General features: G+C 68.0%; 16 protein-coding genes. 7 read left to right on the top strand and 9 right to left on the bottom strand.

What is annotated here, in order from left to right; translation table 11 throughout:
- Positions 1-76: 76 nt before the first annotated feature.
- The 5 genes from SJY11_RS18675 to phnE (SJY11_RS18655) all read left to right on the top strand — a co-directional run bounded on the left by SJY11_RS18675 (position 77) and on the right by phnE (SJY11_RS18655) (position 4,010).
- The gene (locus SJY11_RS18675) at positions 77-445 is read left to right on the top strand and encodes a gamma-butyrobetaine hydroxylase family protein (RefSeq protein WP_376988246.1); all 369 of its coding nucleotides are present in this window, start codon (positions 77-79) and stop codon (positions 443-445) included.
- A gap of 86 nt (positions 446-531) precedes the next feature.
- Positions 532-1,494 (top strand): phosphate/phosphite/phosphonate ABC transporter substrate-binding protein, encoded by a 963-nt coding sequence (gene phnD, locus SJY11_RS18670; protein ID WP_376988245.1) that lies wholly within the window; start codon positions 532-534, stop codon positions 1,492-1,494.
- Between the two features lie 64 nt (positions 1,495-1,558).
- The gene (phnC, locus tag SJY11_RS18665; protein ID WP_376988244.1) at positions 1,559-2,398 is read left to right on the top strand and encodes a phosphonate ABC transporter ATP-binding protein; all 840 of its coding nucleotides are present in this window, start codon (positions 1,559-1,561) and stop codon (positions 2,396-2,398) included.
- A complete protein-coding gene (gene phnE, locus SJY11_RS18660; RefSeq protein ID WP_376988243.1) occupies positions 2,395-3,192 on the top strand; it encodes a phosphonate ABC transporter, permease protein PhnE in 798 nt (265 codons plus the stop codon). The genes phnC and phnE (SJY11_RS18660) overlap by 4 nt, the downstream gene beginning before the upstream one ends.
- Complete coding sequence (gene phnE, locus SJY11_RS18655) at positions 3,192-4,010, top strand: phosphonate ABC transporter, permease protein PhnE (protein WP_376988242.1); 819 nt, start codon at positions 3,192-3,194, stop codon at positions 4,008-4,010. Before phnE (SJY11_RS18660) ends, phnE (SJY11_RS18655) begins: the two co-directional genes overlap by 1 nt.
- A 15-nt stretch (positions 4,011-4,025) precedes the next feature.
- Here phnE (SJY11_RS18655) and hpxZ read toward each other — a convergent pair whose 3' ends face one another.
- The 3 genes from hpxZ to SJY11_RS18640 form a co-directional block, all read right to left on the bottom strand.
- Positions 4,026-4,430 carry an oxalurate catabolism protein HpxZ gene (gene hpxZ / locus SJY11_RS18650; protein ID WP_376988241.1) on the bottom strand — a complete coding sequence of 135 codons (405 nt, stop codon included), beginning with the start codon at positions 4,428-4,430 and terminating at the stop codon, positions 4,026-4,028.
- Positions 4,427-5,599 carry an amidase gene (locus SJY11_RS18645; protein WP_376988240.1) on the bottom strand — a complete coding sequence of 391 codons (1,173 nt, stop codon included), beginning with the start codon at positions 5,597-5,599 and terminating at the stop codon, positions 4,427-4,429. Before SJY11_RS18645 ends, hpxZ begins: the two co-directional genes overlap by 4 nt.
- A 117-nt stretch (positions 5,600-5,716) precedes the next feature.
- The gene (locus tag SJY11_RS18640; protein ID WP_305690407.1) at positions 5,717-6,295 is read right to left on the bottom strand and encodes a L,D-transpeptidase; all 579 of its coding nucleotides are present in this window, start codon (positions 6,293-6,295) and stop codon (positions 5,717-5,719) included.
- Positions 6,296-6,607: 312 nt separating this feature from the next.
- On the opposite strand from SJY11_RS18640, the gene SJY11_RS18635 reads away from it, so the two are divergent.
- Both SJY11_RS18635 and SJY11_RS18630 read left to right on the top strand, forming a co-directional pair.
- Positions 6,608-7,618, top strand: a complete 1,011-nt coding sequence (locus SJY11_RS18635) for an ornithine cyclodeaminase family protein (RefSeq protein ID WP_376988239.1) — start codon at positions 6,608-6,610, stop codon at positions 7,616-7,618.
- Positions 7,615-8,418 carry a phosphate/phosphite/phosphonate ABC transporter substrate-binding protein gene (locus SJY11_RS18630; protein WP_376988238.1) on the top strand — a complete coding sequence of 268 codons (804 nt, stop codon included), beginning with the start codon at positions 7,615-7,617 and terminating at the stop codon, positions 8,416-8,418. The genes SJY11_RS18635 and SJY11_RS18630 overlap by 4 nt, the downstream gene beginning before the upstream one ends.
- Before the next feature lie 179 nt (positions 8,419-8,597).
- On the opposite strand, the gene SJY11_RS18625 is transcribed toward SJY11_RS18630, so the two are convergent.
- From SJY11_RS18625 to SJY11_RS18600, 6 genes are all read right to left on the bottom strand, one after another.
- Positions 8,598-9,551: an ABC transporter ATP-binding protein gene (locus tag SJY11_RS18625; RefSeq protein ID WP_376988237.1), complete on the bottom strand. Its 954-nt coding sequence runs from the start codon at positions 9,549-9,551 to the stop codon at positions 8,598-8,600.
- A complete protein-coding gene (locus tag SJY11_RS18620; RefSeq protein WP_069054568.1) occupies positions 9,548-10,183 on the bottom strand; it encodes an ABC transporter permease in 636 nt (211 codons plus the stop codon). The genes SJY11_RS18625 and SJY11_RS18620 overlap by 4 nt, the downstream gene beginning before the upstream one ends.
- Complete coding sequence (locus SJY11_RS18615; RefSeq protein WP_376988236.1) at positions 10,183-10,812, bottom strand: ABC transporter permease; 630 nt, start codon at positions 10,810-10,812, stop codon at positions 10,183-10,185. The genes SJY11_RS18620 and SJY11_RS18615 overlap by 1 nt, the downstream gene beginning before the upstream one ends.
- On the bottom strand, positions 10,809-12,290 hold the full coding sequence (locus SJY11_RS18610) for an HAL/PAL/TAL family ammonia-lyase (protein ID WP_376989370.1): 1,482 nt from the start codon (positions 12,288-12,290) through the stop codon (positions 10,809-10,811). The genes SJY11_RS18615 and SJY11_RS18610 overlap by 4 nt, the downstream gene beginning before the upstream one ends.
- A gap of 83 nt (positions 12,291-12,373) precedes the next feature.
- On the bottom strand, positions 12,374-13,258 hold the full coding sequence (locus SJY11_RS18605) for a glycine betaine ABC transporter substrate-binding protein (RefSeq protein ID WP_376988235.1): 885 nt from the start codon (positions 13,256-13,258) through the stop codon (positions 12,374-12,376).
- Between the two features lie 110 nt (positions 13,259-13,368).
- Positions 13,369-14,031, bottom strand: a complete 663-nt coding sequence (locus SJY11_RS18600; protein ID WP_376988234.1) for a DUF1684 domain-containing protein — start codon at positions 14,029-14,031, stop codon at positions 13,369-13,371.
- Positions 14,032-14,130 lie beyond the last annotated feature (99 nt).

The following is a 14,130-nucleotide window of genomic DNA, read 5'->3' as shown; positions in this document are numbered from 1 at the left end:
AGCCGCAGACATTGGCATTGCAGCGGCCGAGGTCAAGCGCAGCGATCGTCGCGGACCGTCGGCGGAGAGCCCCATCATGTCGTCCTGGCCGACCGAGATCCGTCTCTCGAAGGACCGCCGGACCCTGCATGTCTCATTCGACGACGGGGCGAGCCACGCGCTCTCCGCGGAACTGCTGCGGGTCGAGAGCCCTTCAGCCGAGGTCCAGGGCCACGGCCCGACGCAGAAGAAGACCATCCCCGGCAAGCGCGAGGTCGAGATCCTCAAGGTCGAGCCGGTCGGTCACTATGCCGTGAAGCTGACCTTCGACGACATGCACGACACCGGAATCTTCGGCTGGGACTATCTGCGCGAGCTCGGCGAGACGGGCGAGGCGAAGTTCCAGGCCTATCTCGACGCGCTCGAGGCCCAGGGTCTGTCGCGCGAGCCGCTCCGTCGCAGGTGACGGCCGCAGGGGATTCGTCGTATCGTCATCAAACTGTCATCTGGAGCCGACACGAACGCCGGAGATTCACCGATCGGGAGATGTCCATGAGCCTCTTGAAGACACTGGCCACCCTCGCCGGCGCCACTGCGCTGTCCCTCACCTTCTCCGTCAGCGCCTTCGCGCTCGATGCCCGCTTCAAGGATGCCAATGGCGACATGGTCGCCGATACGCCGACGAACCCGGCCGAGTTGATCGACCCGCCGACGCTGATCTTCGCCTATACCCCTGTCGAGGACCCTGCCGTCTACGCCAAGGTCTGGGACGGTTTTCTCAAGCACATGGAAAAGGTGACCGGCAAGAAGGTCCAGTTCTTCCCGGTGCAGAGCAACGCCGCGCAGATCGAGGCGATGCGCGCCGGCCGTCTGCATGTGGCGGGCTTCAACACCGGTTCGAACCCGATCGCCGTCGCCTGCTCCGGCTTCGTGCCCTTCGCGATGATGGCCTCGAAGAAGGACGAGTTCGGCTACGAGATGGAGATCATCACCTATCCGGGTTCGGGTATCGAGAAGATCGAGGACATCAAGGGCAAGAAGCTGGCCTTCACCTCGGAGACCTCGAATTCCGGCTTCAAGGCGCCCTCGGCCCTGCTCGCGCAGGAGTTCAAGATGGACGCCAAGAAGGATTACGAGCCCGTCTTCTCCGGCAAGCACGACAATTCGATCATCGGCGTCGCCAACAAGGACTATCCGGCCGCGGCGATCGCCAATTCGGTCAAGGCCCGCATGATCGCTCGCAACGTCATCAAGCCCGACGCGACCAAGGTCATCTACAAGTCGCAGACCTTCCCGACCACGGGCTACGGCTATGTCTACAACCTGAAGCCCGAGCTTGCGGCCAAGGTCAAGGAAGCCTTCTTCAGCTTCAACTGGGAAGGCAGCGATCTTCTGAAGGAATTCGAGAAGTCGCAGCCGCCGCAGGAGAAGTTCATGCCGATCACCTTCAAGACCCATTGGGAGGTCGTGCGGCAGATCGACAAGGCGCTGAACGTCAGCTACGCCTGCAAGTAAGCCGTCCTGTTCGACTGAGTACCGGCCGCGCTCTCGCGCGGCCGGCCCCGTTTTGGAGGCAGGCATGCTCGTCATCGAGAACCTCACCAAGCGCTACGCCACCGGCGACCTCGCGCTGGAGAAGGTCACCCTGTCGGTCCCCGCCGGGCAGGTCGTCGGCCTGATCGGGCCCTCGGGCGCCGGCAAATCCTCGCTGATCCGCTGCGTCAACCGGCTGGTCGAGCCGAGCGAAGGCACGATCAGGCTCGGCGATCTCGATCTGTCTCGGCTCGCGCGCGGGGCTCTCGGCCAGGCGCGCCGCCGCATGGGCATGATCTTTCAGGAATACGCCCTGGTCGACCGGCTCTCGGTGATGGAGAACGTGCTCTCGGGCCGGCTCGGCTATGTCGGCTTCTGGCGCTCTTTCTTCCGGCGCTTCCCGCAGGCCGACATCGACCGCGCCTTCGCCGTACTGGATCGTGTCGGCCTGACCGAGCATATCGACAAGCGTGCCGATGCGCTCTCGGGCGGCCAGCGCCAGCGCGTCGGCATCGCCCGCGCGCTGGTGCAGGAGCCCGATCTGCTGCTGGTCGACGAGCCGACCGCGAGTCTCGATCCCAAGACCTCGCGCCAGATCATGCGGCTGATCGTCGAACTCTGCGCCGAGCGCAATCTCGCTGCGATCGTCAACATCCACGACGTCGCCCTGGCCCAGATGTTCGTCCAGCGCATCGTCGGCCTGCGCAAGGGCAAGGTCGTCTTCGACGGGCCTCCCGACGGGCTGACACCCGAGGTCCTCACCGAGATCTACGGCGCCGAGGACTGGACTGCGACGATCCGCAAGGCTGAGGAGGAGGAGGAGCAGGCCGCCGCTGCTGGCGCGCCTGTGATTCTCGCCCGCGATACGCCGCTGGTGACAGCGTGAGCGCGGTCTCCCGGCGCTGGACGCCGCCGCCGCTGATCGCCAATCCGATCCTGCGCTACGTCATCTATGGCGGCGTCGCGCTCTATCTGGTGGTCGCCTTCGGCACGGTCGAGCTCAACTGGGCCCGCATGTCGGAGGGCGTGGTGCGGGCCGGCCGCCTCTTCGCCGGCTTCCTCCAGCCCGATTTCACCTCGCGCTGGGACGATATCCAGGCCGGCCTGCTCGAGAGCCTGACGATGACGGTGACCTCGACCATCGTCGGCATCATCCTGTCGGTGCCCTTCGGCATCGGCGCGGCCCGCAACATCGCGCCGCTCCCGGTCTATGCCTTCTGCCGCGCCTTCATCGCGGTTGCGCGCAGCCTGCAGGAGGTCATCATCGCGATCTTCCTCGTCGTGCTGTTCGGGTTCGGGCCTTTCGCCGGCTTCCTGACGCTCGCCTTCGCCACCATCGGCTTTCTCGCCAAGCTGCTGGCCGAGGATATCGAGGATATCGACCCCGCCCCGTTGGAGGCGATCCGCGCCACCGGCGCCGGCTGGTGGCAGGTTCTGGTCTATGCGGTGCTGCCCCAGGTCGCTCCGCGCCTGATCGGGCTGTCGATGTACCGGGTCGACATCAACTTCCGCGAGTCGGCCGTCGTCGGCATCGTCGGGGCCGGCGGCATCGGGGCGACGCTCAACACGGCGATGGACCGCTACGAGTTCGACAGCGCCGCGGCGATCCTGCTGATCATCATCGGCATCGTACTGGCCTGCGAATACGCATCCGGCTTCATCCGCGCGAAGGTGCAGTGATGCCGGTCTCGATCGCACAGGACGGCACGAAACTCTGGCAGCGGCGCACCAGCCGGGCCGAGTGGCTGCACTATGCCGGCTGGTTCGCCCTGCTCCTGCTCTTCGTCTTCACCTGGCAGGTGATGACGCGCGACACGATCTGGGCCTTCGTGCTGGACGCCCCCCGCCAGGCGGCCGATATCGGCTCGCGCATGTGGCCGCCGCGCTGGTCCTATATGAGCGCGGTCTGGAAGCCGCTCTGGGACACGATCAACATGGCGACGCTGGGCACGCTCCTGGCGATCGTGCTGGCGGTGCCGCTGGCTTTCCTCACCGCGCGCAACACCACGCCGAGCGCCAGGTTTGTCCGCCCCGTCGGCTTGCTGATCATCGTCTCCTCGCGCTCGATCAACGCGATCATCTGGGCGCTGGTGCTGGTGACGATCCTGGGACCCGGTGTGCTCGCCGGCATCCTGGCGATCGCGCTGCGTTCGATCGGCTTCATCGCCAAGCTGCTCTATGAGGCGATCGAGGAGATCAGTGTCGAGCCCGTCGAGGCGATCCGCGCCACCGGCGCCTCGCCGCAGCAGGTGCTGGCCTGGGGCATCTGGCCGCAGATCACGCCGGCCTTCGCCGGCATCAGCGTCTTCCGTTGGGACATCAACATCCGCGAGGCGACGGTGCTGGGGCTGGTCGGCGCCGGCGGCATCGGCGTCAACCTCGAGAGCTCGCTGAACACACTGGCCTGGCCGCAGGTCACCCTGCTGCTGCTGGTCATCCTGGGGACGGTGGTCGTCAGCGAGTGGGTCTCGGCGAAGATCCGCCACGCGATCATCTGAGACGGGAAACGCGGCTCAGTAGAGCCGCAGCCCGTCCATGGTCGAGACATGGGCGGAAATCACCTTCCAGCCCAGCTCCGGGAAGCGCACCCAGCTCTGGCTCTGCCGGCCGATCAGGTCGCGCCCGCGCACCTTGAACTCGAGGTTCACGGTGGCGATGTCGCGGCCCAGCGTCAGGATCTCCAGCCGGATCCGCTTCTCCTTGATGCCGGGACCGGGCGGCCGAGCGACGCGGTGGGCATGGATTGCGTCGAAGCCGTAGCCGTTCTCGTGCAGCGCGTAGCGGATCGTGTGCGGGCTGTTCCAGAAAGTCGCATCGAGGACATCGACGTTCTTGTCGATCAGCGCCTGCTCATAGGCCTCGAACAGCGCCGAGACCTCGGCGACGACCTCCGGCCGGTTGGGGGTGAGATCGGTCATGCGGCGGCTCCCATGGCCTGAGCGACGGCGATCAGCGTGGCATCCGTGCCGCGCCCGCCGATGATGGAGAGGCCGACGGGGGACCCGTTGACGGTCGCGCCGGGCAGGCTGACCTGCGGCGAGCCGGTGAGGCCGCCCTGCGAGCACAGGCAGCTGATCCGGTCCTTGAGCGGCTGCAGCACCGGCTGCGAAAGCCCGCGCAGGGGCGCCGGGAAGGCGGTCGTCGGCAGGCACAGGATCGTGCCGGGCGGCAGCAGATGGCGAAGCCGCGCGCGCGCCTCCAGCCGCATCATCTCGGCCCATTGCTGCTCGCCCGCCGGCATCCGCGCGCCGTTGAGCAGGCCGGCTGCGACGCTGAAGGCCATGCGCGGATTGGCGGTCTCGACCCAGTGGCGGAAGGTGTTCCAGGCCTCGACCGGCTGCAGCGTGCGCTGTGCCCTTGCCCAGACGGACAGGCCCTGCGGCGCCATGATCTCCTCGCGCACCTCGCCGACGATCCGGCTAAGCCGTGCGACCATGGGCTGCAGCGCCTCCGCCACCTCCGGATCGGCGAAGGCGAAGGCATCCGTCGCGATCAGCAGCCGCGTCGGCAGCGCCCCCGGCGCCTCGCCCAGCAGCGCGGTGGAGACGCGCGCGAAGGTCTCGGCGTCGCGTGCGAACCAGCCTGTGGTGTCGGAACTCGGCGCCTGCGGCAGCATGCCGGTGAGATCGAGCCGGCCATGCGTCGGGCGGATGCCATAGAGTCCGCAGAAGCTCGCGGGCACGCGGACCGATCCGCCCGTATCGGTGCCGAGTGCTGTGTCGCACAGCCCCGCTGCCACGGCTGCTGCCGAGCCCGAGGAGGAGCCGCCGGGCACGCGCTCGGGCGCGGCGGTGTTGATCGGCGTGCCGTCGAAGGCATTCTCGCCGAGGATGCCGAGCGAGACCTCGTCGGTGATCGTCTTGCCGACGAAGCCGGCGCCTGCGTCGAGCAGGGTCTGGACGGCCCAGGCATGGCGCTGAGGGACAGGATTGACCAGAGCCCAGTCATGATTGCCGCCGCCGGTCGGCAGGCCTGCGACATCGAACAGGTCCTTTACGGCGAAGCTCAGCCCGTCGAGCGGCCCCCCGGCCTTCCCGCGGATGGGGGCCAGAGTGCCGGGTACGAAGGCGTTGACGATGTGGTCCATAATCGATCCTGAAAAAGGCCGGGTCCCCCCGCTCGCAAGCAGGATGCCAGCCCGGGGCCCCAATGGAAAAGGGCCGCCCCGGAGGACGGCCCTTGCGTAGGGAGCAGAGGTCTCGGCTCAGCGCGCGACGACGACGCGGGTGCCGACCTTCACGCGCTCGTAGAGGTCGATCACGTCCTCGTTGAGCATGCGGATGCAGCCGGAGGAGACGGCCTGGCCGATCGTCTCCGGCTCGTTCGAGCCGTGGATGCGGTAGAGAGTCGAGCCGAGATACAGAGCGCGAGCGCCCATCGGGTTCTCCGGGCCGCCGGGCATGAAGCGCGGCAGGTCGGGGCGGCGCTTCAGCATCTGGGCCGGAGGCGTCCAGGTCGGCCATTCCTGCTTGCGGGTGATAGTCTGCGAGCCGGCCCAGTCGAAGCCGGGGCGGCCGACGCCGACGCCGTAGCGCATCGCCTTGCCGTCCGGCATCACCAGATACAGGCGGCGCTCGCTGGTGTTGATCACGATGGTGCCGGGGCGCTGCTTGCCGTCATAGGAGACGATCTCGCGCGGGATCGCGGTGGCCTGCGCCTTGGCCGGGTCCTCGAACACGAACAGCGGCTGGCGCGTCAGCGGGTCGATCTCGGCGCGGGCAGTGGTCGCCAGCGCGAGCAGGCCAAGACCACTCAGCGTGGCCATACGGAAGAAGCGGTTCATCGGGACCTCGGGCGGCGGCAAGAAGGGGGCGGACGGCAAAAAGCTGACGCGAAAACGTCAACATCTCCTCAATTTTCTGTCAGAGTCCGGCCACGGGCGCAATCGAAGCCGCATCACATCGGTGCGATCCAGCGGGCTTTGCGGGGCCTCGTTGCGTGCCGGCAACATGGCATGGGGCGTTGCCTCGGATGGCGACGCGGCCGCCCCCCGGCCGCCACTTATCCGCGTCGCTTACAAAAGCTCGTTGCGGCGGACGAGGGGCGTATAATGTTGGGCTTCGTCCGCCCCCCGAACCCGTGCCGAGGTTGCCGCGTGTCCCATCCACCGCTCTACATCGACTTCCTCAACGCGCTCGACGTCGAGGCTCTGAAGCTCACCGATGCGGAGATCATTGCCGCCGTCGAGGCCGGTCTTGCCGCCCAGGGCCGCGGCCAGACAGAGATCGAGCCGCGCGTGCATCTGATGCCGAAGGCCGGCGCCAACGGCCATTTCAACGTGCTGCGCGGCGCCTTTCGCGCACCGATTGCCCGCGCCGGGGTCAAGGTCATCGGGGACTATGTCGACAACTACAAGCAGGGCCTGCCCTCCGAGATGGGCCTGCTGCTGCTGATGGACCCGCTGACCGGCGTGCCCACCGCGATCGTCGACGGCAGCCATCTGACCGACATGCGCACCGGCGCGATCACCGCCATCGGCGCCAAATATCTCGCCCGCAAGGGCTCGAAGGTGCTCGGCCATGTCGGCGCCCGCGGCACCGCCTACTGGAATGTCCGGCTGCTCGATTCGCTGTTCGACTTCGACGAGATCCGGGTCCATTCGCGCCGCCCTGAAAGCCGCGAGGCCTTCGGGGCGCGCCTCTCGGCCGATCTCGGTAAGCGCGTGGTCGTCACGCAGGACTGGAAGAGCTGCGTCGAGGGCGCCGACATCGTCGTCGAGGCCTCCAGGCTGAACGCGCCGGAGCCGATGCTGAAGACCGAATGGATCAAGCCCGGCGCCTTCGTCGTGCCCTATGGCACGATGAGCGCGGTCGAGCTTTCGCTCACCGACATCATGAGCAAGCTCGTCGTCGACGATTGGGGCCAGTGCAAGGGCGGCCCCTTCGGCAGCCTGCGCGCCCATGTCGAGGCCGGCAAGCTCTCCGAACAGACGCTCCATGCCGAGATGGGCCAGATCGTCGCCGGGCTGAAGCCCGGCCGCGAGCGCGAGGACGAGACCATCCTGTTCTGGCATCGCGGCCTCTCGCTGTCGGACATCGCGCTCGGGCATTTCATGCTGGAGAAGGCGAAGACCATGGGTCTCGGCCAGAGGCTGCGCTACGCGTGAGGCTCATTGCCAATGCCCGCATGTATGCCGTCGATGCCGCGACGGCGGCGAACTGGACGGCACTCTTCGCCCGGATCGCGGCGATGGCCGGCGTTCCGCTCACGGTCATCTCGCATGCCGCACCGGCACCGCTGGAAGACCTCTGGCGACGCGACGATCTCGGCCTCGCCTTCATCTGCGGCTACCCCTTCGCGCGCGGCGGCTTCCCCGTCACGCCCGTCGCCGCGCCCGTTCCCGCCTCGGGCGATGGCCGCCCGCTCTATGCGAGCCATCTCGTCGTGCGGGCCGACAGCGACATCGCCACGCTCACGGACAGCTTCGGTCGCCGCCTCGGCTGGACGGTCGCGCACTCGCAATCGGGCTTCAACGCGCTGCGGACCCACCTCCTGCCGCATTGGCAGGCGAGGGGGCCGCTCTATGCGGAGAGCATAGGCCCGCTGCTGACGCCGCGCCGCATCATCGACGCGCTGCTGGCCGACGAGATCGATATCTGCCCGCTCGATTCCTATTTCCACGACCTGCTGCTGGCGGCCGAGCCTGACACCGCCGCGCGGCTGCGCATCGTCGAAACGACGGCGCTGCGGCCGATGCCATTGCTAATCGCATCGGACGGGGTTGGCGAAGAGGTCGTCATGCGGCTGCGGGCGGCGCTCCTGGCGGCGCATCAGGACGAAGAGGGACGCGCGATCCTCGCCCGGCTGCGGCTATCGGGCTTTGCTGCCGTCGAGCCGGAGGCCTATCGCGTGCTGGTCGAGGAGGCGGACGCGGCGGATAGCGCAGGATACCTCCAGCCGGGCTGAGGCGAAACGGGCCGTCATTGCGAGTGGGTTGAATGTCTCGGAACCACCGCCGTCATCCCGGGCTTGCCCCGGGTGGGGATCCATCATAGGGCTCCGGAGCTTTACGATGGATTCCGGATCGGCGCGGCTACGCCGCTTGTCCGGAATGACGGTCCGTTTCCGAGTCAAATCGGCATGCTCTAGGACAATGCCGTACCCGCGCTCCGCGCCCGGATGCCGGCGAGCGTGATCCGCCCCAGCGCCGCGCCGTTCTCGCTCCGGATCGTTGCGGCGTCGCGGCCCTCGGCCAGAAGCGCCGACAGCACCTCCCGCACCGAGAGCGTGCCCGGCAGCGCAAATCCGTCCGCCGCCTCGCCCGGCTCGACCGCTTCCGTCGCGCGCACCAGCGAGAGCCGGCGCAGCGCCCGGTCGGCGCCGACGAAATCCGCGACGAAGTCGTCGGCCGGCGCCGCCAGCAGCCGGTCGGGCGTGTCGTATTGGACGAGCCGCCCGTCCTTCAGGATCGCGACGACATCGCCCATGCGGATCGCCTCGTCGATGTCATGCGTCACCAGGATCACGGTCTTGTTCAGCCGCTTCAGGATGGCGAGAAACTCCTCCTGCAGCCGCCCGCGCACGATCGGGTCGACGGCGCCGAAAGGCTCGTCCATCAGCATCACCGGCGGGTCGGCCGCGAGCGCGCGCGCCACGCCGACGCGCTGGCGCTGCCCGCCCGAGAGATGGCGCGGATAGCGGTCGAGGAACTGCGTCGGATCGAGCCCGACGAGCTCCAGCATCTCCGCGATGCGCGCCTTGATGCGTGTCGGCTCCCAGCCGAGCAGCTTCGGCACGGTCGCCACGTTCTGCGCGATCGTCATATGCGGGAACAGGCCGATCTGCTGGATGACGTAGCCGATATGGCGGCGCAGTTCGACAGGGTCGGCCTTGGTGACGTCGCGGTCGCCGACAAAGATCCGGCCCGATGTCGGCTCGATCAGCCGGTTGACCATCCGCATCGTCGTGGTCTTGCCGCAGCCCGAGGGGCCGATCAGCACGCAGACCTGTCCGCTCTCGATCGTCAGGTCGAGCGCGTCCACGGCCGGTTTGGCCACGCCCGCGAACAGCTTGGTGACCTTCTCCAGCCGGATCGTCATGAGGCTCCCATCCGCAGCTGGCGTGTCATCAGGCGTTCGATCCCCGCAAAGCCGATCTCGACCGTGAGCGCGAGCAGGGCGACCGCGACGGCGCCGGCGATCAGCTGCGGGAAGTTGAAATTCGCCATGCCCGCCGTGATCAGCTCGCCCAGGCCCCCGCCGCCGATGAAGGCCGCCAGCGTCGCTGCTGAGACGATCTGCACCGCCGCGGTGCGGATGCCGGCGAAGATCACCGGCAGCGCCAGCGGAATCTCGATGCGCGTCATCACCTGGGCATCGGAAAATCCCTGGCCGCGCGCGGCATCGACGATGTCGGCATCGACCTCGGTCAGGCCGGTATAGGTGTTGAGCAGCAGCGCCGGCAGCCCATAGAGCGTCAGCGCCACCACCGAGGGCAGGAAGCCGGTGCCCAGCAGCGGCAGCATGATCACCAGCAGCGCCAGCGAGGGCACCGTCCGCAGGATATTGACGATCGCCATGGCGGCGTTGGCGAAGCGGCGCTGGCGAGTCAGCAGGAGGCCGAGCGGCAGTGCGATCAGCAGCACGGCGGACAGCGCCACGCCCGTGAGCCAGAGATGATTCTGCAGCGCGACGATGAAGATTTTGGGGTTGGCGGCGATCCACTGGGTCATCAGGCCGCCTCCGCCTGGTTGGCGCGCAGCCGCAGCTCGACCTGGCGCAGGCTCTCGTCGCAGAGCACCGCCAGCGCCGAGGTGGTGACCGCGCCGACCACGACCTTCTCGCCGAAATCCTGGGTGATGCCCTGGAAGATGATGTCGCCGAGGCCGCCGGCATTGATGAAGGCGGCTACCGTCGCCACCGACACCTGCGTGACGACGGTGATGCGGATGCCGGCGATGATGACCGGGAGCGCCAGCGGCAGCTCGATGGCGAAGAGCCGGCGCCAGCGGCCATAGCCCATGCCGTCGGCGGCATCGAGGATGTCGGGCGCGATCTCCTGCAGGCCGGTCGCGACATTGCGGATGATGATCAGGAGCGCATAGGCGACGAGCGCGACGATCGCCGGCCAGAAGCCCAAGCCCAGATAAGGGATCAGCAGCGCGAAGATCGCCAGCGCCGGCACGGTGTAAAGCGCACCCGAAACCAGCAGAACGACGAGCGCGAAGCCCGGCCGCCGCGCCGAGAGCACGCCGAGCGGCAGGCCGATGGCAAGCGCAATCGCCAGCCCGACGCCGACGAGCTGGATGTGCTCCCACAGCGCGATCAGCAGGCGGTCCCAGTTTTCGATCGTCCAGGTCATGGGTCGATCTCGGGCAGCCAGGCTAGGCCGGCCTGCATGAGATCGCCGGCCTCGATCGCGAGCGCCAGCGCCTCATAGTCACGCCCCATCGGCCGATCGTCGTCGAGCCGGGCGATATGGCCGCGCACGAAAGCATGCGCGACGGCCGTCCCGCGCCCGAGCCTGATGGCGCCGCGCAGATCGACGGCCTCGGCGGCCACCACGAGTTCGATCGCTGCCAGCCGGGTCAGGCGCCGGGCAATGGCATGCGTCTTCTCGACGATGGCCGGCGTCATCGGCGCGTAATCCTCGACGCCGTCGGCGACGGGCAGCGTCATGGCGCCGAGCGGCAAAGCGAGATGGCGGATCTCGGCCTCCAGCGCCGCGGCCGTCTTCTGCGTCGTCGCGAAGCCGGAATGCGAACCGCCATGCCGCGTCAGGAAGCGCGGCAGATCGGTCATACCGGCGTCCATCAGCTTGACGATCCGCGCCGCCGAGGTCGCCGCCAGATGGGACAGCGCGAGACCGGCCGCCTCGAAGGTCAGGGCCAGCTCGGTCGTGTCGAAATTGACGCTGGAGAGCAGGATATCGCGCTCGACCAGCACGGCCGGGCTATCGGGCGCGCTGGCGAGTTCATTCTCGACGGCATGGCTGGCTGCTGCGACGGCGTTGCGCGCATGACCGGCGACGGGGGCGAGGCAGCGGAAGGACAACGGGTCCTGCAGCCGCCGCGCCGTACCGGGTTTGAACAGGTCGCTGCCGGCCAGCAGGCCGCGCAGCCAAGCGGCCCCGGCGCGGTGGCCGAGAAGCGGCCGCATGTCCGCCAGCCCCTCGTCGAGCGGCGAGAGATTGGCGCGGAAGGCCTCGAGCGAGAGCGCACCAGCCATGAAGCCCGCGTCGAGCGCCTTGTTCATCGCATCGACCGCCAGAGCGCCCAGCCCGACGCTCTGGGCGTTGGCGTTGAGCAAAGCGAGCCCATCCTTGGGGCCGAGCACAGGCAGCGCGATCCCGGCTGCCGCCATCGCCTCGCCGCCGGGCAGGAGGGCGCCCCGGAATTCGCACTCGCCCTCGCCGATCAGCGGCAGGAAGGCCTGCGCCAATGGGCTGAGATCGGCCTGCCCGAGCGAGCCGATCCGACGCACCACGGGGTGGACGCCCGCGTTCAGCATGGCGGCGATCGTCTCCGCCAGCGCAGGCGAGAGGCCCGACGCACCATGACAGATCGCGACGAGCCGGGCCGCCAGCAGGGCCCGCACCTCGACCGTCGAGAGGGGCTCTCCGACGCCCACAGCCCGCGCGCGGATCGCACGGGCCTGGAAGGCGGGAATGGCATCAGCGTCGAGGCGCGTATCGACAGCCGCTCCCAGCCCGGTCGTCAGCCCGTAGACGCTGTCGCCCCGTTCGAGAGCCCGCAGCACGACCGCGCGGGCGGCTTCGAGCCGAGGCACGACACAGTCGTGCAGGCGCACCGGCGCAAAATCGACAGCGATCATCCAGATCGCTTCGATGCCGGCATAGGCCCCGCCGATGACAACTGGCGCGTGTTTTCCGGCGCTTTCGGCGCCGGGTGCGGCAGCGAGGCTCAGTTCACCAGCCCCTTGGCCTTGAGGAAGGCCGCCGCCACCGTGCGCGGCTCCTTCTTGTCGACCTCGACCTGGCGGTTGAGCTCCTGCATCGTCGGGTTGTCGAGCGCGGCGCCGATCTTCTCCAGGATCGCGACGATCTTGGCGTTGGCGGCGATCTCGGGGCGCACGACGGGCGCGAGGAAATAGGGCGGGAAAAGCGACTTGTCGTCATCGAGCGCGACGAACTTGTCGGCTGCGATCTGCCAGTCGGTCGAGAAGCCGTTGGCGACCTCGATCTGCTTCTGGTTCAGCGCCTCGTAGCGCAGGCGCAGCGCGGCGAACTGCTTGAACTCGGCGAATTCGGCGCCATAGACCTCCTTCAGCCCCTTGATGCCGTCGCGACGGTCGACGAACTCCGTGCCCGCGCCGAGCCGCAGCTTGGACGAGGCCTTGCCGAGATCGCTCAGTGTCTTGAGGTTGAATTCCTTGGCGGTCTCCGGCCGGACCACGATCGCATAGCCGTTGTTGATGTTCGACGGCTTCAGCCAGGTCAGGTTGAACTCCTTCTCGTAGAAGGCCTTGACCATGCTGCGGACCTTCTCGGGGTCGGTCTCGGTCACCCCTTGCGCCTTCATCACGGCGTTGAGGCCGGTGCCGGTGTATTCGGGATAGAGGTCGATCGCGCCGCTCTTAAGCGCCTCATGTGCCACCAGCGTGCCGCCGAGATTGATCTTCCGCTCGACCTTGAAGCCGGCGGCTTCCAGCGCGGCGCCATAGAGTTCGGCGACGACGAATTGTTCGGTGAAGTTCTTCGAACCGATCTTGATCGTTTGGGCCGAGGCTGCGGACAGCCCCGCCGCCAGCAGGGCCGCGGCCCCCAACAGCGTTCTGACAAGGCGCATGGCTGGATTCCTTCCAAGGGCTCGTGAGGTCAGGCTAGCGGGCGTGGGGCGCGATGCAAGGATAGGGCAGGACAAAGACGTGTGATACCGGCGCCGGTGGTCGCAGCGCTTTAACGGACAGCATCTCGTTCGCCGGCCCGGACCGCCACCGGCAGGCGGTTCTCCGGCGGCGAGAGCGGGCAGACCCAGGCCTCGGAATAGGCGCAGGAGGGGTAATAGGCGAAGTTGAAGTCGAGGATCAGCCGGCCCGCGCCGTCGCTGCCGAGATCGGCGCTCTTGATCGTGTCGAGCAGGTAGCGGCCGCCGGCAAAGCTCTCCCGGCCATTGGTCGCATCGCCGAACGGCAGGAAGACGCCGCCGCCATAGCTCTCGATCCAGTACAGCGTGAGCTCCTTGCCCAGCGGTTGCGCGAGCCCGGCCGTCAGGGCGAAGGGCAGAAGCGTCATCGTGCCGTCCTTGCCGGCCTCGACGCGGATGACCTCGCGGTCATGCGCCGGCGCGGTGGCGACGGTGAACCGCAGCGCGGGGTCATAGGCGAAGCAGTCGACACCGCGGAACTGCGCGCGCCGCGCCGTGGAAAGCGGCGATTGCGGATGCTCGCGGAACAGCCGGTCGCGGACGCTGCGCCAGTGCAGCCAGCCTTCCTCGCCGGGCAGGGCGCGGATGGCCGCATAGAGGTCGGCCACCTGGCGGCGCCAGTCGTGCAGGCTGGAGAAGCGTTCCAGCAGGCCAGAGGCCGCCGTGTTGCCGGCGCTGTCGATGATGTCGCCCATGATGTTCCACCCCAGACACTGCCTACGCCGCGGCGGCGATCGCGGATCAACGCGCGGGAGCCGATCGGGTTTCAGGTGGGCAGAATGACGACAGCGGCT

It is taken from the genome of Allobosea sp. R86505 (assembly GCF_042466375.1).
In the GTDB taxonomy this organism is placed as follows: domain Bacteria; phylum Pseudomonadota; class Alphaproteobacteria; order Rhizobiales; family Beijerinckiaceae; genus Allobosea.
This window is presented reverse-complemented; position numbering and strand designations above follow the sequence as displayed.

What these genes read in the sequence shown, in the direction of transcription:
- SJY11_RS18675 (WP_376988246.1), top strand. Translation starts at nt 77, where the DNA reads ATGTCGTCCTGGCCGACCGAGATCCGTCTCTCGAAGGACCGCCGGACC.
- phnD (WP_376988245.1), top strand. Translation starts at nt 532, where the DNA reads ATGAGCCTCTTGAAGACACTGGCCACCCTCGCCGGCGCCACTGCGCTG.
- phnC (WP_376988244.1), top strand. Translation starts at nt 1,559, where the DNA reads ATGCTCGTCATCGAGAACCTCACCAAGCGCTACGCCACCGGCGACCTC.
- phnE (WP_376988242.1), top strand. Translation starts at nt 3,192, where the DNA reads ATGCCGGTCTCGATCGCACAGGACGGCACGAAACTCTGGCAGCGGCGC.
- hpxZ (WP_376988241.1), bottom strand. Translation starts at nt 4,430, where the DNA reads ATGACCGATCTCACCCCCAACCGGCCGGAGGTCGTCGCCGAGGTCTCG.
- SJY11_RS18645 (WP_376988240.1), bottom strand. Translation starts at nt 5,599, where the DNA reads ATGGACCACATCGTCAACGCCTTCGTACCCGGCACTCTGGCCCCCATC.
- SJY11_RS18640 (WP_305690407.1), bottom strand. Translation starts at nt 6,295, where the DNA reads ATGAACCGCTTCTTCCGTATGGCCACGCTGAGTGGTCTTGGCCTGCTC.
- SJY11_RS18625 (WP_376988237.1), bottom strand. Translation starts at nt 9,551, where the DNA reads ATGACGATCCGGCTGGAGAAGGTCACCAAGCTGTTCGCGGGCGTGGCC.
- SJY11_RS18620 (WP_069054568.1), bottom strand. Translation starts at nt 10,183, where the DNA reads ATGACCCAGTGGATCGCCGCCAACCCCAAAATCTTCATCGTCGCGCTG.
- SJY11_RS18615 (WP_376988236.1), bottom strand. Translation starts at nt 10,812, where the DNA reads ATGACCTGGACGATCGAAAACTGGGACCGCCTGCTGATCGCGCTGTGG.
- SJY11_RS18605 (WP_376988235.1), bottom strand. Translation starts at nt 13,258, where the DNA reads ATGCGCCTTGTCAGAACGCTGTTGGGGGCCGCGGCCCTGCTGGCGGCG.
- SJY11_RS18600 (WP_376988234.1), bottom strand. Translation starts at nt 14,031, where the DNA reads ATGGGCGACATCATCGACAGCGCCGGCAACACGGCGGCCTCTGGCCTG.